The 22690-nt window shown below is 40.7% G+C and carries 22 protein-coding genes and 2 pseudogenes; 9 read left to right on the top strand and 15 right to left on the bottom strand.

The window, feature by feature from the left end:
• From rsxC to EAE93_RS03990, 4 genes are all read right to left on the bottom strand, one after another.
• Positions 1–2217: an electron transport complex subunit RsxC gene (gene rsxC, locus EAE93_RS04005; RefSeq protein ID WP_214039126.1), complete on the bottom strand. Its 2217-nt coding sequence runs from the start codon at positions 2215–2217 to the stop codon at positions 1–3.
• A complete protein-coding gene (rsxB, locus tag EAE93_RS04000) occupies positions 2210–2842 on the bottom strand; it encodes an electron transport complex subunit RsxB (RefSeq protein WP_105396814.1) in 633 nt (210 codons plus the stop codon). Before rsxB ends, rsxC begins: the two co-directional genes overlap by 8 nt.
• On the bottom strand, positions 2842–3423 hold the full coding sequence (rsxA, locus tag EAE93_RS03995) for an electron transport complex subunit RsxA (RefSeq protein ID WP_011146612.1): 582 nt from the start codon (positions 3421–3423) through the stop codon (positions 2842–2844). Before rsxA ends, rsxB begins: the two co-directional genes overlap by 1 nt.
• A 107-nt stretch (positions 3424–3530) precedes the next feature.
• Positions 3531–3971: a DUF2569 domain-containing protein gene (locus EAE93_RS03990; RefSeq protein WP_214039125.1), complete on the bottom strand. Its 441-nt coding sequence runs from the start codon at positions 3969–3971 to the stop codon at positions 3531–3533.
• 197 nt (positions 3972–4168) lie between these two features.
• On the opposite strand from EAE93_RS03990, the gene EAE93_RS03985 reads away from it, so the two are divergent.
• The gene (locus tag EAE93_RS03985) at positions 4169–5206 is read left to right on the top strand and encodes an oxidoreductase (RefSeq protein ID WP_214039124.1); all 1038 of its coding nucleotides are present in this window, start codon (positions 4169–4171) and stop codon (positions 5204–5206) included.
• An 84-nt stretch (positions 5207–5290) separates the two neighbouring features.
• A complete protein-coding gene (locus EAE93_RS03980; RefSeq protein ID WP_040148712.1) occupies positions 5291–6262 on the top strand; it encodes a bile acid:sodium symporter family protein in 972 nt (323 codons plus the stop codon).
• A 212-nt stretch (positions 6263–6474) separates the two neighbouring features.
• Here the strand turns inward: EAE93_RS03980 and mazF are convergent, their stop codons facing one another.
• The 3 genes and pseudogenes from mazF to EAE93_RS24325 all read right to left on the bottom strand — a co-directional run.
• Entirely contained in the window at positions 6475–6807 is a 333-nt protein-coding gene (gene mazF, locus EAE93_RS03975; RefSeq protein WP_214039123.1) for an endoribonuclease MazF, read from the bottom strand.
• Positions 6807–7052 carry an AbrB/MazE/SpoVT family DNA-binding domain-containing protein gene (locus tag EAE93_RS03970; protein ID WP_036805875.1) on the bottom strand — a complete coding sequence of 82 codons (246 nt, stop codon included), beginning with the start codon at positions 7050–7052 and terminating at the stop codon, positions 6807–6809. The genes mazF and EAE93_RS03970 overlap by 1 nt, the downstream gene beginning before the upstream one ends.
• 185 nt (positions 7053–7237) lie before the next feature.
• A pseudogene (locus tag EAE93_RS24325) lies at positions 7238–7372 on the bottom strand (adenosine deaminase); the annotation flags it as partial.
• Positions 7373–7607: 235 nt separating this feature from the next.
• Here EAE93_RS24325 and EAE93_RS03965 point away from each other — a divergent pair.
• Entirely contained in the window at positions 7608–8465 is an 858-nt protein-coding gene (locus tag EAE93_RS03965; RefSeq protein WP_036805878.1) for a glycosyltransferase family 2 protein, read from the top strand.
• Between the two features lies 1 nt (position 8466).
• On the top strand, positions 8467–8820 hold the full coding sequence (locus EAE93_RS03960) for a hypothetical protein (RefSeq protein WP_214039187.1): 354 nt from the start codon (positions 8467–8469) through the stop codon (positions 8818–8820).
• Positions 8821–9184: 364 nt separating this feature from the next.
• On the opposite strand, the gene EAE93_RS03950 is transcribed toward EAE93_RS03960, so the two are convergent.
• From EAE93_RS03950 to manA, 4 genes are all read right to left on the bottom strand, one after another.
• Positions 9185–9367: a hypothetical protein gene (locus EAE93_RS03950; RefSeq protein WP_214039122.1), complete on the bottom strand. Its 183-nt coding sequence runs from the start codon at positions 9365–9367 to the stop codon at positions 9185–9187.
• Positions 9368–9584: 217 nt separating this feature from the next.
• Positions 9585–10586, bottom strand: coding sequence for an adenosine deaminase (add, locus tag EAE93_RS03945; RefSeq protein WP_214039121.1), 1002 nt, complete (start codon positions 10584–10586; stop codon positions 9585–9587).
• A gap of 77 nt (positions 10587–10663) precedes the next feature.
• Positions 10664–12211 carry a YdgA family protein gene (locus EAE93_RS03940; RefSeq protein ID WP_110091710.1) on the bottom strand — a complete coding sequence of 516 codons (1548 nt, stop codon included), beginning with the start codon at positions 12209–12211 and terminating at the stop codon, positions 10664–10666.
• A 139-nt stretch (positions 12212–12350) separates the two neighbouring features.
• Complete coding sequence (manA, locus tag EAE93_RS03935) at positions 12351–13523, bottom strand: mannose-6-phosphate isomerase (protein ID WP_110087572.1); 1173 nt, start codon at positions 13521–13523, stop codon at positions 12351–12353.
• 179 nt (positions 13524–13702) lie between these two features.
• On the opposite strand from manA, the gene fumC reads away from it, so the two are divergent.
• The 3 genes from fumC (at position 13703) to pemK-mt (ending at position 15911) form a co-directional block, all read left to right on the top strand.
• Positions 13703–15097 carry a class II fumarate hydratase gene (gene fumC / locus EAE93_RS03930; RefSeq protein ID WP_036805900.1) on the top strand — a complete coding sequence of 465 codons (1395 nt, stop codon included), beginning with the start codon at positions 13703–13705 and terminating at the stop codon, positions 15095–15097.
• Between the two features lie 222 nt (positions 15098–15319).
• Positions 15320–15577, top strand: a complete 258-nt coding sequence (pemI, locus tag EAE93_RS03925; RefSeq protein ID WP_036805903.1) for a type II toxin-antitoxin system antitoxin PemI — start codon at positions 15320–15322, stop codon at positions 15575–15577.
• Position 15578: 1 nt separating this feature from the next.
• On the top strand, positions 15579–15911 hold the full coding sequence (gene pemK-mt / locus EAE93_RS03920; RefSeq protein WP_036805906.1) for a type II toxin-antitoxin system toxin endoribonuclease PemK-mt: 333 nt from the start codon (positions 15579–15581) through the stop codon (positions 15909–15911).
• Positions 15912–16136: 225 nt separating this feature from the next.
• Here pemK-mt and EAE93_RS03915 read toward each other — a convergent pair.
• Both EAE93_RS03915 and tus read right to left on the bottom strand, forming a co-directional pair.
• Positions 16137–16364, bottom strand: a pseudogene (locus EAE93_RS03915) (toxin-antitoxin system antitoxin component); the annotation flags it as partial.
• 71 nt (positions 16365–16435) lie between these two features.
• Positions 16436–17362, bottom strand: coding sequence for a DNA replication terminus site-binding protein (tus, locus tag EAE93_RS03910; protein WP_046395347.1), 927 nt, complete (start codon positions 17360–17362; stop codon positions 16436–16438).
• A gap of 651 nt (positions 17363–18013) precedes the next feature.
• Between tus and EAE93_RS03905 the strand changes: the two genes are divergently transcribed.
• Positions 18014–18466: a hypothetical protein gene (locus tag EAE93_RS03905; RefSeq protein WP_228999136.1), complete on the top strand. Its 453-nt coding sequence runs from the start codon at positions 18014–18016 to the stop codon at positions 18464–18466.
• A 238-nt stretch (positions 18467–18704) separates the two neighbouring features.
• On the opposite strand, the gene EAE93_RS03900 is transcribed toward EAE93_RS03905, so the two are convergent.
• Positions 18705–19313 (bottom strand): lytic polysaccharide monooxygenase, encoded by a 609-nt coding sequence (locus EAE93_RS03900; protein ID WP_214039120.1) that lies wholly within the window; start codon positions 19311–19313, stop codon positions 18705–18707.
• 394 nt (positions 19314–19707) lie between these two features.
• Here EAE93_RS03900 and EAE93_RS03895 point away from each other — a divergent pair, with 394 nt between their 5' ends.
• On the top strand, positions 19708–20820 hold the full coding sequence (locus EAE93_RS03895; RefSeq protein WP_036805917.1) for a class II histone deacetylase: 1113 nt from the start codon (positions 19708–19710) through the stop codon (positions 20818–20820).
• 103 nt (positions 20821–20923) lie between these two features.
• Here EAE93_RS03895 and EAE93_RS03890 read toward each other — a convergent pair whose 3' ends face one another.
• Entirely contained in the window at positions 20924–22531 is a 1608-nt protein-coding gene (locus tag EAE93_RS03890) for an ABC transporter substrate-binding protein (protein ID WP_214039119.1), read from the bottom strand.
• Positions 22532–22690: the final 159 nt, after the last annotated feature.

The raw sequence follows: 22690 nt of genomic DNA, 5'->3' as shown, positions 1-22690 counted from the left end.
CTATTCTATTGAAACTTTCTGTTGTTCCTGAGTGCCTTTTTTGGCTTTAACCCTGGCGATGGCGGCAGCAATTGCCGCTTTACGCGGATCAGTTTCTTCTGTTGGCGGTATTTCTGCCTGAGTTTCAGTTGATTGCTGAGTCTGAGCCTTCTTGGCCTTGACACGAGCAATAGCGGCCGCGACGGCAGCTTTACGCGGATCAGTTTCTTCTGTTGGCGGTATCTCTGCCTGAGTTTCAGTTAATTGCTGAGTCTGAGCCTTTTTGGCCTTGACACGAGCAATAGCGGCTGCAACGGCAGCTTTACGCGGATCAGTTTCTTCTGTTGGCGGTATTTCTGCCTGAGTTTCAGTTGATTGCTGAGTTTGAGCTTTCTTGGCTTTGACACGGGCAATAACGGCCGCGACCGCATCTTTACGAGGTTCACTAGCGGTAGTTTCAGATTCTTTTGTTTCCAGTGATGGCGCTACTTCCTGATTTTGAGCTGCTTTCTTTGCTTTAGCTCTGGCAATCGCTGCTGCTAATGCGGCTTTGCGTGGATCTTCCGCACTTGTTGGTTCAGATGGAGCAATATTAATATTTTCAGCCGCCTGTTTTTCCGCCTGACGAGCGCGAAGTTGCTCTTTTCTTGCCTGACGAGCCGCTATTACTGCGGAATTATCGGGTACTTGCCCCGGTTCTATAGCAACAACTTTACCTGCGTCAGCCTGTTTTTCCTTCACCCGGGAAAGTGCATCTTGTACAGCACTTTTATCTTTATTATCAATTTGAACGGCCGATTTTTTGTGTCGTTCTTCACGGGCCAATTTTTCTCGTTCCATACGGGCTTGTTTAGCTTCGAAACGAATTTTGGCTTCCGTTGAACGGCGGTTTTCCTGATCCAAGGCCCGAATTTCAGCTTTCTCCTGGCGATAATATTGCACCAGAGGAATATTACTTGGACAGACATAAGCACAGGCGCCGCATTCAATACAGTCGAACAAATTGTGATCTCTGGCCTTTTCGTGCTCTTGTCCACGACTGAACCAATAGAGTTGTTGCGGCAGTAAACGGGCAGGGCAGGCTTCCACACATAATCCACAACGAATACAAGCCTCTTCCGCTGTATTTGAATCCATTTCCTGATGGGATGGCGCCAGAATACAGTTACTGATCTTAACGATGGGTACGTTGAGGTCGGGCAGCGTGAATCCCATTAAAGGGCCGCCCATAATGACCATTTGTTCTGATTGTGGTTCAAATCCGGCTAACTGGAGAAGAAATTGTACCGGAGTACCGAGCCGCGCCCAGAAGTTACCCGGTGAGGTGACTGCTTCTCCAGTAAGCGTCACGACTCGCTCAATCAAAGGTTCTCCATCGATAATGGCACGCTTGATTGCAACCACTGTGCCTACGTTCTGCATCAGCACGCCGATAGCGGAGGAACGGCCACCGGATGGAACTTCTTTACCTGTCAGGATTTTGGTCAGTTGTTTAGCGCCGCCGGAAGGATATTTGGTCGGGATAACCCGGACGATAATCGATTTATCGCCTTTTAGCGCGGTTTTAAGTTCTTTTATTGCTTCTGGCTTATTATCTTCGATACCAATCAGGATCTGCTCCGGTTTAAGCAGATGTTCCAGAATATGAATGCCCTCAATAAGTTCGTCGGCATGTTCCTGCATCAGACGGTCATCCGCGGTAATATAAGGTTCGCATTCTGCCGCGTTAATGATCAACGTCTTAAGGCCATGCCGACCGCTTTGCAGTTTAGCGGCGGTCGGAAAGCCGGCTCCGCCTAAACCTGCGATACCTGCCTGATGGATTCGGTTCAGGATTGTCTCTGTATCTAGTGATTGATAATCCAGTGTCTGAATGCGTGTACACCATTGGTCGGCGCCATCAGGGCGCAAACGAACACATAACTCTTTTAGCCCAGATGGGTGCGCGGTAATACACGGTTCAATGGCAATGATGGTGCCGGAAGTCGATGCATGAACCGGTACTGTGCGACCAGTACCAAATGTTAAAGGTTGGCCTTTAAGCACCTTATCACCCGTTTTAACCAGCAACTCGCCCTCCGTACCCAAATGTTGTTGCAATGGGATGATTAACTCTTCCGGCAGTGGCGCGATGCGTAAAGGAGCTTGGCTGGATTGCAGCTTCATTTCAGGTGGATGAATACCACCGGCAAAATCCCAGATTTTGTTTTTATTGAGTAAATTGAATAAGTTAAACATGATGTTCAGCCTCAATATTTTTAACTGGGATACTGTTGATGGAAACGGAGTGCGATGGCTGAACAGTAATATTTTTAATGGGAATGGTTTTTAAATCCCATTTCCAATTAGCAGTGGTTGTGGCTACAGGGATCATCGTAATGCAGTCTGTTGGGCAAGGAGCAACGCACAGGTCACAACCGGTACATAAGTCTTCAACAACGGTATGCATGGCACGGGTAGCGCCGACAATAGCGTCTACGGGACAGGCTTGAATACATTTGGTGCAGCCGATGCAATTCTCTTCATCGATAAAGGCGACTTTGCGGGCTGGATTTTGTACGCTTGCATCGCCATCTAATGGTTGTGGATCGACACCGAGCAGCTCTGAAATTTTCAGCATAGCTTGTTCACCACCGGGCGCGCATTTGTTAATCATCTCACCATTATTCGCTATGGCTTCAGCATACGGGCGACAACCAGGATAACCACATTGCCCACACTGGCTTTGCGGCAGAATATCATCAATGTTTTCAACAATAGGGTCCTCTTCCACCTGAAAACGGCGGGCAGCAAACCCCAGGATTAACCCAAAAATTAACCCTAGTGCACTGAGTGCACCAATAGCAATCCATAATGATGTCATCAGAACTTCACCAAACCACTAAAACCCATAAAAGCCAAGGACATTAAACCCGCAGTGATAAGACCAATAGATGACCCCTTGAAAGGGGCGGGGACATCAGCAACAGCCAGACGTTCACGAATAGCGGCAAACAGTACCATAACAAGAGAGAAACCGGCGGCAGCACCGAAACCATAGATAGCGGATTGTAAAAAATCGTGTGATTGATTGATATTCAGCAGCGCCACACCAAGTACAGCACAGTTAGTCGTAATCAACGGCAGGAAAATACCCAATAACCGGTATAACGTCGGGCTGGTTTTGCGTACAACAAGCTCGGTGAATTGCACCACCACCGCAATAACAAGAATAAAACTCAGGGTACGCAAATAGATTAAATCCAGTGGTAATAAAATAAAGGTATTCACCAGCCATGAACATACAGAGGCCAGTGTCATAACGAATGTTGTTGCAAATCCCATCCCGATAGCAGTTTCCAGCTTTTTAGATACGCCCATAAAAGGGCATAAGCCGAGGAATTTCACCAAGACAAAATTGTTAACCAATACGGTTCCAACAAATAAAAGAAAATAGTCAGTCATTGCTGTGCCTGAAAATGAGTTTGTTGACTTTTTATTAAATTATAAGTATGCCCTTGCCTCACCAGGGGCAATCTATTGTTAATGATAACAACCAAAGAAAGTTGAGGTTATCGATCTTGTGTGAAAGTCATTTTGACTCGATGAGAGCGTTTAATGTAGGGGACGAAAATAGCGGTTGCCAATAGTGGCCATGCTAATGCGCGTAAAGCCATTTGATCAGGAATAGGGGAGAAAGCGAAAGTTTTCAATGCAATTAATACGGTAACAATAAGCCAAATAATAAAAATTTGCGGGAATCTTTTTGATCGAATGAAAAGCAGTTTCAATACCCATAGGGTGTAACACCACATTACCGCAGTAATGGCGACAGAAAAAAACCACATTAAAGTAAAGTGATTATTTCCGGCGCTCAATGCACTGTTTTGACTAAAAAATGCCACAATATATAAGGCGAGCATTATACTGGCACTGAAAAAAGTCATAATCAGATAAGCTGCCGGAGCCAGAATCCAACCATTAATTCGGTGGTAATCATTGGTTTGATACATAAATCATTCCACTTGAAGCTATACGAAAAAAGAATAATAGGCGATTCTGATGACTTAGGAAATAGATGGTAGGAATAGATTGGTTGAAAGATCTTCAAGAGTAAATTCAGAGATAGTTTGCGCAACGGTCATCACCGATGATATTTTTTACGGATGCTGAAATTGCTGCATGTTATTAATGAGTTTGAGGGGCTGTTATGCGTGAGCTGTTAAAGGTTGGATTGGTGGGGTATGGTTATGCGAGTAAAACGTTCCATGCACCGTTAATTGCCGGCACTGCTGGTGTTAAATTGGCCGCCATTTCCAGTAGTGATGCTGAAAAAGTGAAATCAGATTGGTCAAATATTCCGGTGGTATCCTGTCCTGAGGATCTTTTTAATGATCCCGACATTGATTTAATCGTTATTCCGACACCTAATAATACGCATTATCCTCTGGCACAGAAGGCATTGGCAGCGGGTAAGCATGTTGTGGTGGATAAACCATTTACCATCACAGTTGAACAGGCTGAATCTTTAAAAGAGCAAGCAGAAAAGGCGGATTTATTACTTTCTGTCTTTCATAACCGCCGTTGGGATTCTGGTTTTCTGACGATAAAATCGTTAATTAAAGAAAATCGTTTGGGCAAATTAAAATATTTCGCATCCCATTTTGATCGTTATCGTCCGGTTATACGTCAAAGATGGCGTGAATCGGCAGGGCAAGGAAGTGGTATTTGGTATGATTTAGGCCCACATTTACTCGATCAAGCGGTTCAACTATTTGGTAAACCACAATCTATTACCGCTGATTTGGGGATGATCCGCCCACAAGCGGCAGCAGTAGATTATTTCCACGTGTTGTTGAATTACCCGGATATCAAAGTGGTTCTTCATGCCACAACCGTGGCGGCGTCTGAATCTGCTGTTTATACGTTGCATGGTATGGAAGGCAGTTATGTGAAATATGGTCTTGATCCTCAGGAAGAACGGTTGAAAGCAGGGGAAAGGCCGCCGCATGCCGATTGGGGATATGATATTCGTGACGGTGTTATGACACTGTTAAGTGGAGAGGAGTTAGTGACTGAACATGTACCGACTTTGCCTGGTAATTATTCTGCTTATTATGCTGCTATCCGTGATGCGATTACGCTAGGTAAACCTAATCCAGTCACGGCAAGTGAAGCAATTCAAATCATGAAATTAATTGAAGCCGGTATTCAGTCGGCAGAACAACAACGTACAGTGGCAATTTAAACTTACTACCTTGTTGTGACTTTTTAATTTACTACTTAGCCTGGTTTGCCGGGCTAATTATTTGCAAAGCAAGGAAAATGATAAATGACTTGGTGGCAAAGATTAAAAATAGATCCTTTTTTGATGGTATTAGTGACGGTAGTTGTTATTGCAACATTTTTTCCTTGCGAAGGTGAAATAAAAGTAGGATTTCAGCGGTTAACCACAGCGGCTATTGCTCTGTTGTTCTTTATGCATGGCGCTAAATTATCCCGTCAGGCCATTATTGCCGGAATGGGACATTGGCGGCTTCATTTAGTTGTTTTTTTCAGTACTTTTGTCTTATTCCCAATTATCGGATTAGGACTGAATTTACTAGTACCCGAAGTCATGACACCAACGATTTATTGGGGATTCCTTTATCTTTGCGCATTACCGGCTACAGTTCAGTCAGCTATTGCTTTTACTTCGGTTGCTGGTGGTAATGTTGCCGCGGCTATTTGCAGTGCTTCGGCATCCAGTATTTTGGGCGTGTTTTTGTCGCCAATATTAGTCGGACTGATGATCCATACGCAGGGAGAAGGCAGCCCCGATACATTGGCAGCAATAAAATCCATCGTCCTTCAATTAATGGTTCCTTTTATTATCGGGCATCTGTCACGGCCATTAATTGCACGTTGGGTGGAGAAACATAAAAAACTAGTGAATATAACTGACCGGTCATCAATTCTTTTGGTGGTTTATGTGGCTTTTAGTGAGGCGGTTGTAGAGGGCATATGGTATAAAATTGATGGTTATTCGCTACTGATGATTGGGGCTATTTGCTGCATTATGCTGGCGATTGTGCTGATTATTAATACTTATACCGCTCGCTGGTTGGGTTTTAATAAAGAAGACGAAATTACGATTGTTTTTTGTGGTTCGAAAAAGAGTCTGGCTAATGGCGTGCCAATGGCGAATGTGTTATTTCCGGCGGCGACGGTTGGTGTAATGTTGTTGCCATTGATGATTTTTCATCAAATTCAGTTGATGGTGTGTGCAGTATTGGCGCAACGTTATGCCAAGAGGTTAAAATAGAAATAGTTATAAATCTATAATAGGGAATTGTTGTAAATATATGTTTATATATTAATGATATTTACAACAAGGTAATATTTGACTACGAAATTTAAATCGTAAATTTCTATTTGAATTTTATATTGCCCCAATGAATGCAATTTTATATTTCAAATATTTTTCTTCCGAGATCTAAGGCTAAGGAGTTTGGAGTCCGGTCATGTAAAACCTCGTTATCCGATAAGCGCTTTTGCTTTAGCTCTTATATCTTCCAGTTCTGAAGAATTAACATTGCCTTTTTTTGTCACTTTTCTGGCTCGCCAATCAACGCATGTTACCTGGTCAGCTAAGGCGACACTATCGCGGCTTCCTGATAGTTCAACTTCAAAAGGATAATCTTTTGCTTTCGTTATGCAAGGAACACAGAGTAGTAACCCCACTTTATTGTTATATGCAAATGGACTCAGTACTACTGCGGGGCGATGGCCTCCCTGTTCGTGTCCAGTCACAGGATCAAAGTCAATCCAGATAATATCGCCAGCATCGGGTACAAAACGAGAAACCATCAGATCAATTCCTTACCCACGGGAGAACCAAAATCTATTTTTTCATGAATATTTTCCGGTGTAATTCCTGCTAATAGCGCATCTAGAGAATACTCTTTCGCCCTGACTGGAATAATGATAATTCGACCATCTTCGACAGTAATATCAACAGTATCATCGACATTAAGTGAGGCGGCTTGCATGATAGCTACCGGAAGACGTACAGAAGGGCTGTTACCCCATTTTTTCACTACTACTCGTGCCATTTTTAAATCCTCAAAGTATCAACAATGAAGATACTCTATCAGTTTTAATTTTAAGTATCAACTTTGTCGATACTCTACTTGTGTGTTGTCATAATGCAAATGAAAACTGTTTTTGAAGCGGGAGTTTAGGAACCGGAAATAACGACGAAAGGGGATGATAGAACGCAGTTTTGCGGATGCGAATGTTGTTGGTGAGCTAGCAGGGCAGCTAATTCCTGAGTACAGGCTTGTTCACCAAAAGTTCTGCTTAAAATTTCGATAAGACGAATGTCGATATCGCGATTTTGACGGGCAGAATGGATACCGTCAATAATCGCCTGGTGCTATGATAGATATGCTGTGCATCGTCCTGATATCTTTTTGGAAGAAAAGTATTAGAACGATATTGAAGGCTTTATAATCTCAATGAATTCATATTTAATGAGTTTATTGAAGAATTCCTAAACAGATTAAATAATTGCTTATCTCTACAAGGAAACTACACTCTATCAGATATGCATAATTTTAAAGCCTCTTTTCTTGAAATAAAAAGTAAGATCAAGGAGTAAAGAATTTATGACTCTAAGTATAATCATCCCTTCTTATAACAAAAAAGAAAGTCTAATGTCTTTGCTCTCTTTACTAAACAAGCAAAGTTCGGATTTTAATGACTTCGAAGTAATAGTTGTAGATGATGGTTCTAGCGATGAGACTTGTCTCGCTGTTACTAAACGAGTTTACAACTATAAACTCAAGTATATATATGTACCTGACGAAGGTTTCCGTGTAGCCCGAGCGAGAAATATTGGAGTTAAAAATGCAAAAGGGGAGCTACTGGCGTTTGTTGATGCTGACGTACTTTTGCCAAGTGATTTCGTTAAGAATGTGATTAAGTTCCATAGCTCTAACCCACAATCAGTTTCGATTGGAAATGTATACGGTCTGTACTCTGAAAATAAATGGGATCTAAAAGTTGACCTAGATGATGTAGACAGCACAATTAAAAGGATGAAAGAACTGGGTGTTGGCAAAGATATTCGCCAAAGCTCATACGCGAGATTCAACTATAAATTATGTTCCATGCCTGCACCTTGGGTTTTTTTATGGGGAACAATATTTAGTGTAGAAAAAGAACTCTTTGAAAAAGTGGGCTGTTTTGATGAACATTTTAAATCATGGGGTGGTGAAGATATTGATCTTGGTTTCCGGCTTCACAAAGCTAATTATCAATTTCATTTGTTTGAGGGGATAGAAGGTATACATCTGTCTCATCCAGAGGATGATGATGAAAATTATAAGACCAACTTAGAAAATAAAAAGTATATTTCTGAGAAGTATAGTAATGAAATGACAGATTGGCTTATAAAAGAAGAAAATATATTTAAATTAAATGATTTAATAATTTCACAAAATACTAACGAAAAGGATTTTTAATATGATTAACGTTGCTATTGCAGGTGTTGGAAATTGCTGTTCTTCTCTCTATCAAGAGATTTATTTTCACTCAGATAGTGATCCAATAATTAATAATCTAGGTATTTCAATCAAAAATATTAATGTGAAATCTGCATATGATGTTGATTGTAGGAAAGTTGGTTTACCAATATCAAAAGCAATTTTAGTAAGTTATAAGCAAATCATTAGCCTAACCAAATTGACTAGACCAACAAAAATGGCTATGTTTAAAGTATGTACAAAAAGAGGTCATTTTATGGAAAAAGTTAACATCTACGACGATAAAATTAACTTGTCCAAAACGCAAGCTCGGTTTCCTCAAAGGCAAAGGTAGCGTCCCCACCAATTTTGACGATATGAACAGCACTGAAGTTATTAATATGTTTGAAGGAAAATATTCTTAATGGATTTGCTGTTAGATACCAATATCCTGCTGTTCATGGCATATGAATCGGAAAAATTGAATTGAGGTTGGTTTGATTGAAATCCCCATAAAGGTACAAGCTCAATTGAAAAAATATTATGTAGCCATTGCAGCAATATTAATAGTCGTATTTATATCGAAGTGACGTTTAGCACCGCATTCGCCACATTTCCATTGGGGCATGGATAACATTAATTGCTCATTAATATGACCGCAGAAAATTACTCCAAATAAAAAATTTCCCTATATTTTAGTAATGCAGTAATTGGTGCAATTAAAAAAACAACGCTAATCCAGCACATAAGATTTTAATTTTTACTGTTTTAGCCATTTTAACTGTCGTGAATACAAAAAATAAGCCTAACGGAACAGAGATATACCAGAAATGACCGAAATACAATACGTAAATCATAAACAGCCAAATTATTACTGCTGTTGCTTCATCTAATACGGACATATTCCAGAACTCCTAACGTGTTTTGATAGATAAATCATAAGGTCAAAACCACCAAAAAATCCACTAAAATCAACTAGAACCTATCATGTAGCTATTACCGCGTTTATATTGCGGTGACGTCCATATTCAGCACTATACGAACTACATATTTGTACATTATATTTCAAGTAATAACCATAATCAGGAATGGGAGATTCCATTCCTGAACTATTTGTGTTTAACGACTTGCTGCTTTCATGCGTAATGCCTGTTTTTCTGCATCACTGATAAAAGCGGTTTCCAGCCCATTTATCTGAGCTTGGCGAATTTGCGCGATAGATAAACCTGCGGCAGGTGCGGCAACTTCATATTCATGGCGGATGTCTATACCTTCAACGGCCGGATCATCGGTATTAATGGAAGCAAGAATACCTTTTTCCAGAAATTGTTTCAGTGGATGATCCAATAAAGAACTAACGGTGCTGGTTTGAAGGTTTGAAGTTAAACAGGCTTCAATACCAATACGGTTTTCAATCAAATAATCCATCAATCCGGGATCGGTAATGGCTTTTACCCCATGACCAATACGAGTCGCGCCTAATTCACGAATGGCTTGCCAAATACTTTCAGCGCCGGCGGCTTCACCGGCATGGATAGTTATGTTCCAGCCAGCATCACGGGCTTTGATAAAATGAGATTGAAAAAGATGTCCGGGAAAACCTAACTCGTCACCCGCCAGATCCAGCGCAGTAATATGTTGGCGATGGGTTAGCAGGGCAGCTAATTCCTGAGTACAGGCTTGTTCACCAAAAGTTCTGCTTAAAATTCCGATAAGACGAATGTCGATATCGTGATTTTGACGGGCAGAATGGATACCATCAATAATCGCCTCAACGACCCCTTCAACCGGCAATTTGTGATTCATCGCCATGTAATAAGGGGAAAAACGTAACTCAGCATAGTCAAGCCCAGAATTGATGGCATCTTCAACGTTCTCAATAGCAACACGACGACAAGCGTCCAAATCAGCCAGTACCGCCACTCCCCAATCAAGTTTTTGCAAAAAGCTTACCAAGCTCGGTTCATTGTTAATAATTTGTACGTGAGGGCGTAGTGATTCCAGATCATTTGCTGGAAGCTGAATATTATGCTGGGTGGCAAGATCTAAAATAGTCTCCGGCCGGATATTTCCATCAAGGTGGCGGTGTAAATCTGTCAGTGGGAGTTTTATGTCAATCACATTCCAGTCCTTTTTTATATAAAAATGCCAGTCACATGCGTTGACTGGCAATTTAACAAAACGTCTATGAACGCGTTTTATTGCGCAGGTTGAGTACCTTCTGTTTTCTCTTTTCCACTGTCGTGGTTGTCGCCTTCTGGCATTGTTTGCTCTGGTGCTTCATCATCAGAAGAGTCGTCGGATAAATAGTATTCAGACAGGAACTGATGTAAAGGCATTTTCTTACCGTTCATTTCTACATTACCGTCAGCATAGCTAAACTTAATGCTGATAGCATCTTTATCAACTGTGGTAAGTTTAAACAGTTGTCCTAATTGTTCAAATTGATTTATCTGTTGTTCAGCATTCTGTTCAGCTTTTGCTTTATCCATGCCATTCATGATCATTGACTGAGTGGAAAACTCAATCATCATAGGTCTTGGTAATGTGACATTCAGAGACATGTTCTGAATTAAAGTACGAATAGCTTCTTCTGTTTTCATTGAATACAAGCTACTTTTATCTTTCGGTAAGTTCTTCAAACTCACGTGGTAATTAATGGTGCTTTCACCTTTGGCATTTTTCCAGGTTAATGGTTCGATACCAAATTGTGGATTGTTTTTCAGCAAAATAGGCAGGTTAGACAATACTGCGTCAATAATGGCGGTATCTGCCGCATCGGAAGAGAGATCGCCAGAAGAGAGTGATTTGGCGGCTGCATCATTGTAGGCTTGAGTAAACTGACGAACGGCTTCACCATCCAGACGATCCGCAGTAATTACAAACTTACCAGAACCAAAATCAAGATTTCTCATCTTGAGACCATCTAAACTGTAAGTAATTTTCCCTTTTAGATTAGTTTCATCTTCACCAATATTTGAATCTATTTTAACACCGGAAAGCATCATATCTTCATTGCCGATACCTTTTAGGCTGATTTCCTGAATTTCAATGCTTTGATCGCCAACATAGATATCAAATTTGCCTTTTTTGTTGGACAGGTTTAAATCAATACCTTTGACAAGGAAATTTTCGTCATTTTTATTGATGGCTAATTGGTCACTCTTGATTGCCAGTGATATCTCTTTCAGATCACGGCTGAGATCGGAAGTCAGTTTGGCGCCGGAAAAATTGAACTTAGCGCCATTTTTTTCAAAATCGATAGGAATGATATCAACATCAGAAATAACAGAACCACGATAACTGACACGTGAATCAGAAGTAAACAGCGATTTTCCTTTAGTGATTTCAAACAGTGGTTTTAAAGCTTCATTATTCTCCAGTTCGGAATGAACAGAAGCCATACTAGGAATTAAGGTTAGTTTTTTCACTTGTGCAAGTGGGAAAGGGCCGTGATCAATCACAGACTTAATTGAAATCTCTTCACCTGGTTTAATTTCTGTGTTTCCAACGCCATCTTTAACTGTCAAAATGAGGCGGACGTCAGAACTGAACACGCCACGGTGGAAATCTTTACTCTGTAACATCAGACCTGTTTCAGGGAAAGCTTTTTTCATTTCAGCATTAGCGCGGGAAATAGATTGATCTATACGTTGTTCAATCTGCTTGCCTGTATACCATGAAGCCCCAGTCCAAGCTGCTCCTAAAGCAACAATAATGCCTACGGCCACTAACGATTTTTTCATAATGGAAATCCATCCTTTTAGCACATACTTTGTAGTAAGTAATATGTGCCCTCTAGTATAAAAACGGCCGTTAGCATCACTTGGAATTTAAGCAGTGCTTAACGGCCTGTGAATAAGTTTCAGGCCCAGATTGGCATTATTAATTAAAAACCTGGGCGGTAAAACCATCACCCTGAATAATCACAGCCTTTTCGGCAGCAGATATAAATACTGACTCACCTGGGAAAATTCTTAATTGGTGTTCTCCAGATTGTATAACTGTTTGACCTTCAACACAAAAAACAATCGATGCTGAATTGTTATCCAGCGTAATTGGCTGCTTTGATAGAGAATAAATAGAAAATGCAAAATCATCTACTGGAACAGGGAAGTTTTTCGCTGTTTTTTCCTGTTCCGGGAGCGTAAATAAGGTGTCTGTTGGTTTTGATACAAAATCAAGGTTTGCCATTAACTCAGGAATATCCATATATTTATTGGTCAAACCCGCTCGTAAGACGTTATCTGAATTTGCCATAACTTCAAGAGCAACCCCTTCCAGATAAGCGTGAGGCGTGCGAGCGCATAAAAACATGGCTTGACCTGGTTCAAGCTCAATGACATTAAGTAAAAGTGGAATAAACAGGCCATTGTCATCGGGATAAAACGCCGTCATTTTCTTGATAGAATCCCAAGGTTCACCGAGTCGACTGTTTAACGCCGATTTTAATACGCCAAGAGCTAACTGCTTTTGTTTACCACCCATATTAAGCAATTGGGAAAATAAGCAGGCAAGATTCTGTTCATTTGGTGTTTGAATAAAGTACGGAATCTTGGGATGGGCCGCAATAACGAATTCCAGTAATTGCGCGATTTCGTTTAATGGACGGAATCCATTCATTGCCCGGAAAGGGGTAAGGGCATAAACCAATTCAGGTTTATGGTTATCATCTTTGTAATTTCTTTCGGTTGAATCCAATGGAATACCGGCGATATTCTCTTTGGCAAAACCCTCTTCTGCGGATTTTTTATCAGGGTGAACCTGAATTGAGAGAGGTTGAGCCGCGCACAATACCTTAAATAGGAAAGGCAAACGGTGAAATCTATCTGAAACTTTTTTCCCCAGATATTTTTCCGGATCACTGGCTATTAATTCATTTAAGGCAATGGGTTTTCCTGTTTCAGGATTGGTTACAAATGAACTGCTTTTAGGATGGGTGCCCATCCATAATTCAGCCATTGGCAGATTATCTGGATTTTCAACACCATAAATATCGGTCAGGGCGGTTTTACTTCCCCATGAATAGTGCTGGATCTGATTTATCATCTTCAACATGGCCGTTACTCTCTTTTTAAAAAAATCAATCTATTTCCTTTCTACCACAATACGATAAATACGACTTGGTTGGCATAATCAGGAACTAATATGTGGCATGATAGCAGAATGTTAATCAGTTTATCTGCAAAGACCGATTATGCATATTCGATTATTCTGTGTGTTAAGGAGAGATAGTAATGGCAGCCACTCGCATTGAAAAAGACTCAATGGGGCCTATCGAAGTACCTGCTGACCAATTGTGGGGAGCGCAAACTCAACGCTCGCTTGAGCATTTCCGCATTTCGCAGGAGAAAATGCCGGTTGCATTAATTCATGCTCTGGCATTGACCAAACAGGCTGCGGCCAGTGTCAATATGGATTTGGGCCTTCTGCCGCAAGAACGTGGAGAAGCAATTATTGCCGCTGCGAAAGAGGTGCTGGAAGGTAAACATCCGACAGAATTTCCGCTTGCTATCTGGCAGACCGGTTCTGGAACGCAAAGCAACATGAACATGAACGAAGTGTTGGCGAACCGTGGTAGCGAGATCCTTGGCGGGGTGAGGGGTAACGAACGCCTTATCCATCCTAACGATGATGTAAATAAAAGTCAGAGTTCTAATGACGTTTTCCCAACAGCAATGCATGTTGCCGCTGTTATCGCGTTGCGTGAACACCTTATCCCTGAGCTGAAAATATTACAAAAAACATTAGCTGATAAAGCTGAAGCTTATAAGGATATCGTTAAGATTGGTCGTACCCACCTGCAAGATGCGACGCCATTGACCCTTGGTCAGGAAATTTCTGGTTGGGTAGCGATGTTAGCGCATAACCTGAAACACATTGAAGACAGTATTCCCCATGTTTGTGAACTGGCGCTAGGAGGAACTGCGGTTGGCACAGGTTTAAATACTCATCCTGAATATGCTGTTCGTGTTGCGAAGAAATTGGCTGAACTGACCAGCCATCCGTTTGTTACTGCGCCAAATAAATTTGAAGCGCTGGCGACTTGTGATGCTCTGGTTCATTCTCATGGCGCATTAAAAGGTCTGGCTGCATCCATGATGAAGATTGCAAACGATGTTCGTTGGCTGGCTTCCGGTCCTCGCTGTGGCATCGGTGAAATTTCAATTCCTGAAAATGAACCAGGTAGCTCAATCATGCCAGGTAAAGTTAACCCAACTCAGTGTGAAGCGGTGACTATGCTTTGTGCCCAGGTGATGGGTAATGATGTTGCTATTAATATTGGTGGTGCATCGGGCAACTTTGAGCTAAACGTGTTCCGCCCAATGGTGATTAATAACTTCTTGCAATCTGTTCGCTTGTTGGCTGATGGTATGCGTAGCTTCAATGAGCATTGTGCAGTTGGTATTGAACCTAATCGCGATCGCATTACTCAATTGCTGAATGAATCTCTGATGCTGGTAACGGCGTTGAATACACATATCGGTTATGACAAAGCCGCCGAAATTGCCAAGAAAGCCCATAAAGAAGGGCTGACATTGAAACAGTCGGCGATGAAACTGGGTTATCTGACAGAAGCCGAGTTTGATGAGTGGGTTCGTCCAGAAGATATGGTTGGCAGTTTGAAATAATTGTTGTTTAGCCATAAAAAACTGACCGGAGACGAGTGCTCCGGTTTTTTATTTAAACGGGAATACGTGGGATTAGGTTTATGGTTTCCACCGCTACTGGCAGTGGGCCTGCTACGCTTCTGGGATAAAAAGTTATATATTTATTTAACTTTTTAGTGTTGCCGCTTGGTTTATTTCCCTGTTGGATGTTATATTTATATATAACTTTTATGGAGGTGAAATATGCATACCACTCGTCTGAAGAGAGTCGGCGGCTCCGTTATGCTGACCGTTCCGCCGGCGCTGCTGAACGCACTGTCTCTGGGAGCAGATAATGAAGTCGGCATGGTCATTGATAATGGCCGGCTGATAGTGGAGCCGCACAAGCGCCCACAATATTCGCTTGCTGAACTGCTGGCACAGTGCGATCCGGATGCCGAAATCAGTGCAGAAGATCGTGAATGGCTGGACGCGCCAGCTGCAGGCCGGGAGGCAATCTGATATGGAGAGAGGGGAAATCTGGCTTGTCTCACTCGACCCTACCGCAGGCCATGAGCAGCAGGGAACGCGGCTGGTGCTGATTGTCACGCCAGCGGCCTTTAACCGCGTGACCCGCCTGCCTGTAGTGGTACCCGTTACCAGCGGTGGTAATTTTGCCCGTACCGCTGGCTTTGCAGTATCGCTGGACGGTGCCGGTACACGTACAACCGGCGTTGTGCGCTGCGATCAGCCGCGCACAATTGACATGGGCGCACGGGGCGGAAAGCGGCTTGAGCGTGTGCCTGCAAAAATCATGGATGACGTTCTGGCCCGACTGACCGTAATTCTTAGTTGAATCAATAACGTGAATATGTTGCCGGCATAGCCTGTTCCTGAATAGCTGCAATATACTGTATGTATAAACAATATTAGGAAGCTAATTTTAGGGGGTCGTGGAGCAACGGAACAGTAAACGCCGTTAACCGTTATTTTGGTTCTGTTACTCTCCAAACCCCAAGGAGAACCTTCGCCGTTCCGGTAAACGAGCTCTCGTGTTTTCGGGTCCTGGTGGAACAAGGGGTTTACCTTTACCTGAGCAGCGTCTTGAATAGCTGCGTATTTTGGCACCTTCAATCCGCAAAATATCCCCTTTACCAAACGTTGACCAATGTTGTATTTTATCAACTATAGTGATTGGTTACCCTTCATTTAATATTGCATTCAGATGTGGCCCACTGCTTGATGGGAAACCAACTGTTCGCCAAAGTGGGTTACTCTGGACTTTGTGGCTTGGTGTAAAAACTTGCATAAGCACCTCCTCGGTCTTTGTCACTATTATAATAGACAATTGACTATGCTTGGTCAAATAAGCAACATGCGCTAAATCTCACGATATAAATGTAGTCTCGGAATAATTAACTCTAGTGGTTTGGCTTTGGGTTTATAGCGATGCACTATGGCACTGGCATCGTAGTGAGTAAGTCTACCTATCTTTGGTTGGTTATCTCCATAGTTAACATAAAATGCAATGATCGGCAGGGGACAAGCATATTGCACTTGTTTTTGTTGTTCCGCATACCAGACTCGCGCAATGGGTTGTACTTTTACGGGACGTTTGATTTTTAACACCACATCATCAGGCAATTTTTTTATATCGATAATTTCTTTGGCGACCAATGCTGCCCATTGTTCACGAGAATAGGGGGAAACGGCACGCCCAGAGTTATAACTCTTTTCTAAACGTTGCAGGATTTGATCTTTTGTAACTTTATTAATGATATTTTTATTCGCCCAACCAAAACGAACTGAATCAGGATTGAGAAGGGGAGTGATGGTTCTATAAGCGTTTAAAGTTATCAAACCATGTAACTGACTGTGAACAAACTCAAACCGTTGTTCTTTATCCACCCCTGATTGCACAGTTACGATATGTTCAAGTTCTGCTTTCAACTTATTAATTTCTTCAATCAAAAGTAAAGCAGAGCGATATTGTGGTTGATTCACAGAAAAACATAATACACCGGGAAGACGAACGGCAGCTTTACTACTGATATTTTGATTGTTGTGATAGATAAATAGCTTCTGGTAATGACTTAATCCTAGATTTAGAGCGTCATTACCAGTCATTTCATTAACAATGATTTCTGTTACAGGGTCATGTTCACTTCCTTTCTCTACTTCTGGCAAAACGAACACGTGAGCGGCTAGAAGGGAATAGTTATGTAGTTGTTCGTACAGTTGTTTTAACTTGCTCTCTTGTTGTTGAAAACAACGATTCAAATCTTCAATTGATAAGTATTTATTCATTTCAATAACAAAATTAGTTACAACATACATTTATTATAAAACAGAAAAGGTGCAAACATCAAACTCATAAATAACATTCAAAAGCAAAGCATGAAATTCACATACGTCGGATGCATGTTCAACCACCTAGAACGTTACAGTGAACAAGATTGTTTGGTGGAAATATCCATTTCAGCAGCTGCACAACAATGCCCGAAGTTGGGGAAATAGAGACAGGTTTTAGTGAATTTGTTAGCCATAGCTGGATCGCAATACTACCAACAAGGATAAATTTCATCGCTGTATTCAATCTGATTGAATCCCAAGTCCATATTGTGAATTAGATACCAGAGTACGGTTACAAAAAATAAAAAGCGCCGTTCTATGAAGGAGAGTTTTTACTGTCACTTTTGCGCGATACGCCACACCAATTCCTTAAATATTAAAATAAACAATAAAAGTTATAATGTCTTTGTATAGAAATTCATGATTGGATTGTCGATGTCATTTATTATGATATTTTATAGATATTTATATATCAGGATGCTGATGTTTATTATTAATATTACGCTTCATTAAAAATGACACAATAATTAAAATATCTATCTAAATGAATGCGAATACAATGAATACCACATAAACTAACGAAGAATGACTACGGGAATAATGATTATGGGAATACTCACAGGCAACGATATTCCTATCCCAGGAAAATCCTATATTATTCATCCGTATCCAGCGGGTGATTACGCAACTGCTGTAACGGTGGCTAGTATATTTCATGCAGTGCCGGGGAGCGTTTCATTGGCAATATGGGAGAGCAATACACTACACCAAAAATTTGAGTGCGTCTGGCATGGGGGCTACCTTGGCTTTATTTGCCGGGCATCCCCTGTAAGTGATCAAGGGGCTTACCTTGGCTACGACGCTCACGAGACACTTATCTGTAAAGCTCAGTACCAGCAAAAATGGGAAGATATGGTTGTGATTAAGCGTCCGTCTGGAGGGTTCGAGTGGTGTATGAGGAAGGATGACCATCTTGCATTTGTTGGAGTTCAGGGCCACATACAGCTAAAGATATTTAAAGACTTTACCGGGACATGGGGCTTCACCGAGTGGCTCTGACCTCAAAATCCAGCAGTTAAACGGGGGGCTTTGATGAATATTGTTTTTGGTATAGTACGCGAATAATGACTATTTATGACTATTTTTATCGATTATTTCTATTGACCAAACATAATGTTAATTTTGTTTTCATAAACATCTTTGTTTACATCGAAATTAACTTAGTTCAATGGATGGAACAAGAAACCCGATAAACAGGAACAGCATTATGCTGTTCCTGATAATAGTTGTTTTATAATCAAGCAGGGCTAATTGTTGTATCAATCACTTGGTAAAATGCATTGAGGGTATCTGAAATTGTCCAAACACCCAGTATAATGTGATAACCTTGATAACCTTGATAACCATCTGGTAAAGTACATTTATTAATAACTCTGCTGCCCGGCATTTTTTCCTGATAATCCTCAAAACAGAAAGGTGTGCTATTAAATTGCTCTCTGGTTAAAGGTTTATTGGGATCCCAATCAGGTTTGGTAATAAAATATTCCCAACTTGAGGTTTTGTGTTGAATCATAATTTCCCACTGGAACTCAATATCACCGGCAGTAATAGGGATTTTTTTCCAACGATCTTCGGTTTGAATATCCAATTCGCCAAAATGACCAATGCCGGCGCTGGCAATATGGCCATCTTCTGGACCCGCTTGTGGAAAGCCTTTCTTCGCTTCAAGAGATTGAGGTTCATACTTGACCAATCCACAATTCGTATTTTGTTCATTTCCCTGTGCAGAACAAAGGAATACACGACTTCCTGGGCTGTCAATATAACCATGAGCCCATGCGCCATTAAATAAAGCAGTAATTATCGTCGTGGCTAAAGTCATCACTTTCACTTTATGTTTATACATAATAGTGTCCTCCATTTTACAGGATAATTTATCTACGACAAATAAAGCCCCAGGACTTAACTATCAATTCTAGATAAATATAATATGATTATCCATTTCATAAATTGATTAATAATCTAATTATATTAAGTTATTGAAATTTTGTTTGAAATATGCCTGTTATTATTTTTTGTAATATAAAAGGATATGATTTTCTTAATTTATTTCACATAGTTCATACAATAGTCAATTAATGCGTTTCAGGTAACGTCAGCTATCTCAAAAACACTTATTTATGGTTATGGTGATGTATCTTCGTCAGTCTATTCTTATGCAGATAATTCAAATAAAGAAATTATCGATAAAGGTAATGAAAACCGATTCGTGAGTTAATTTAATGTAGAAGGAAATGATAATGAAGCGAAATACAGGGTTTTTCTTTGATGAATATTGTTTTTGGCATACCACTGGCATGTATATAACGACTCTGCCTGTCGGTGGTTGGGTTCAGCCTTCTTCTGGAACTGCACATGCCGAATCGCCGGAAACAAAAAGGCGGTTGAAAAATTTGATAGATGTATCAGGCTTGAGCCGCTCTTTGCACCTTTCTTCGGCATCGCCTATTGATGAGCAAACACTACGAAAAATCCATCCAGAAGAGTATTTGAAGCGATTTAAGCAAGTCAGTGATAATGGTGGAGGAATGCTTGGTATAGAAGCCCCTCTGGGACCGGGAAGCTATGAAATTGCTAAGCTTTCAGCTGGCCTTGCTTGTGCTGCGGTGAAAGCCGTGCTTAGCGGTGAGCTTGATAATGCTTACAGCCTTTCTCGACCGCCAGGTCATCACTGCTTGCCTGATAAGCCAATGGGATTTTGTTTCCTAGCAAATATCCCATTGGCCATTGAACAGGCAAAAGCATGTTTTGATTTAAAACGAGTTGCGGTCATTGATTGGGATGTTCATCACGGTAATGGTACTCAGCATATTTATTGGGATCGTTCTGATGTTTTGACCATCTCGCTACATCAGGATGGTTGTTTCCCTAACGGATACAGCGGTGAAGATGATATCGGGGAAGGCGAGGGGACAGGTTATAACATGAATATCCCATTACTTGCTGGAGCCGGACATAATAGCTATATCTATGCAATGACACAGATAGTACTTCCTGCGCTTGAACGTTTTAAACCGGAACTGATTATTGTCGCCTGTGGCTATGATGCGAATGCGGTGGACCCTCTGGCAAGGATGCAGCTCCATAGTGAAAGTTTTCGGGAGATGACCCAACTAGTGCAACAGGCAGCAGATAATTTATGCGACGGAAAACTCGTTGTTGTTCATGAAGGCGGGTATGCGGAATCCTATGTCCCATTCTGTGGATTGGCTGTACTTGAACAGATGAGCGGCATTCGTACGGAAGTCAAAGATCCAATGTTAGATTCTATACGTTTGCAGCAGCCAAGAGCTGAGTTTGAGTTATTTCAACAACAGCAGCTTGATAAACTTAAAGAAAAATTCGGTCTTTAAACTTTGTTACGTAGGTTTGCTCCACATAGTTTGGGAGCAAACCTATAAAGCTAAAATCTGTTCAAAACCGTAATATCGACTCAAATACTACAATAATATGTTATTAATGCTTAATAACATAAAGATCTTTTGTCGACACAAAACCCAACGGACTCATATAATACCCGCCAATATAAGGCTTAACTAATCTGACGCCGATATAGTAATAAACAGGAATTGCCGGTACATCTTTTGCCAGAATATCCTCTGCTTGCTGAAAATATTTTCGATCATTTGTTGCTTTAGCTTTATTTATCAAATCATCATAAGCTGAATTGCTATATAAGAATGTATTATTAGAACTATCAGTGACAAAATTATTTAAAAACGAGGCAGGATTATCATAATCAGCAATCCGCGCATATCTCACCATCTCAAAATTACCTTGACGAATAACATCCAACATAGCTTTTCGTTCTTGGTTCTGCAAAACAATATCTACATCCAAACTTTTCTTCCACATTGAAGTCGCCGCAATAGCAATCCGTTTATGCTCTTCTGATGTATTATAAAGAAGTTTAAATTTCAATGGATTATCTCTATCATAACCTGCTTCATTTAACAATTGCCTGGCTTTCTCAACTCTTTCTTGCTGTGTCCATAATGCATAATCAGGCTGCCCTAAATCCATTCCTCCGGTATTGGGAGGAGTATGATTATAAGCAGGTTCTTGGCCTTGCCCTAAAACTTTATTCGCTATGATCTCTTTATCTAAAGCCAGATTTAATGCCTGCCTGACCCTAACATCATTAAAAGGCGCTTTTTGATTATTAAAATCATAATAATAAACACCTAATGCTGGCGTGATATGAACCTGACTACCTAATTTGGCCTTTAAAGATTTAAATAAAATTGATGGAATATTCTTGGTGATGTCAATTTCATCGGCCAGATAGCGATTTATATCTGCTGTTTCTGATGCTATTGGAAGATAAGTGACTTGATTAATAACAGTATGGGCATTATCCCAATATTGTGAATTCCTGACTCCAACAACTTTTTCATTAACAATCCATTCGGCTAGCTTAAATGGCCCGCTACTGACAAATACATCGGAATGAGTCCACTTTTCACCATATTTTTCAACCGCTTTTTGGCTGATGGGTACCATGACAGGATATGCCAACATCTGTAAAAAATAGGATACCGGTTGTTCTAACGTTACTTCCAAAGTCAAATTATCCAGTGCTTTTACACCTAATTCATCAATCTTCTTCTTACCAGAAACAATATCTTTAGCATTGGCCACGTGCATGTTGCCAAGATAACTGCCATACGGAGACGCAATTTTGGGATCAACTAAACGCCGCCAGCTAAAAACCACATCATGGGCAGTAATAGGAGAACCATCAGACCACTTTATTCCTTTTCTTAGATGAAATAACCACACCTTATTATCTTTGGTTTCCCAACTAACCGCTAAATCAGGATTGATTTTTCCATCGCTGCCCGCGCTAACTAAGCCACTGAAAAAATCATGAATAATATTGAATTCAACATCATTTTCAACTTTATGAACATCAAGAGATACAGGTTCTGAACCATTATTGCGAACGATATCTTGATTAACTGATAATAATGTACCTGCTGGAATAATTGCGGCATGGGATAATGCCAGATTGCCAAATATAATGCCTGTAAATAAGGATATATTCCTTAATGTTTTATTCATCGTTTGTTCTCCAATAAGATCTCATTTTTGGGTATCTGTTTCATGGAAGCCAATTATTTGATAACTAAGGTTTTTATTCAATCCCGCAAATAAAACTTCAGAATGTTTATGACTATTTCAGATATTAAGTTAAAATTATATGATTCTATTGAATACCCT

This window comes from Photorhabdus akhurstii (assembly GCF_018448925.1).
GTDB lineage: Bacteria > Pseudomonadota > Gammaproteobacteria > Enterobacterales > Enterobacteriaceae > Photorhabdus > Photorhabdus akhurstii.
This window is presented reverse-complemented; position numbering and strand designations above follow the sequence as displayed.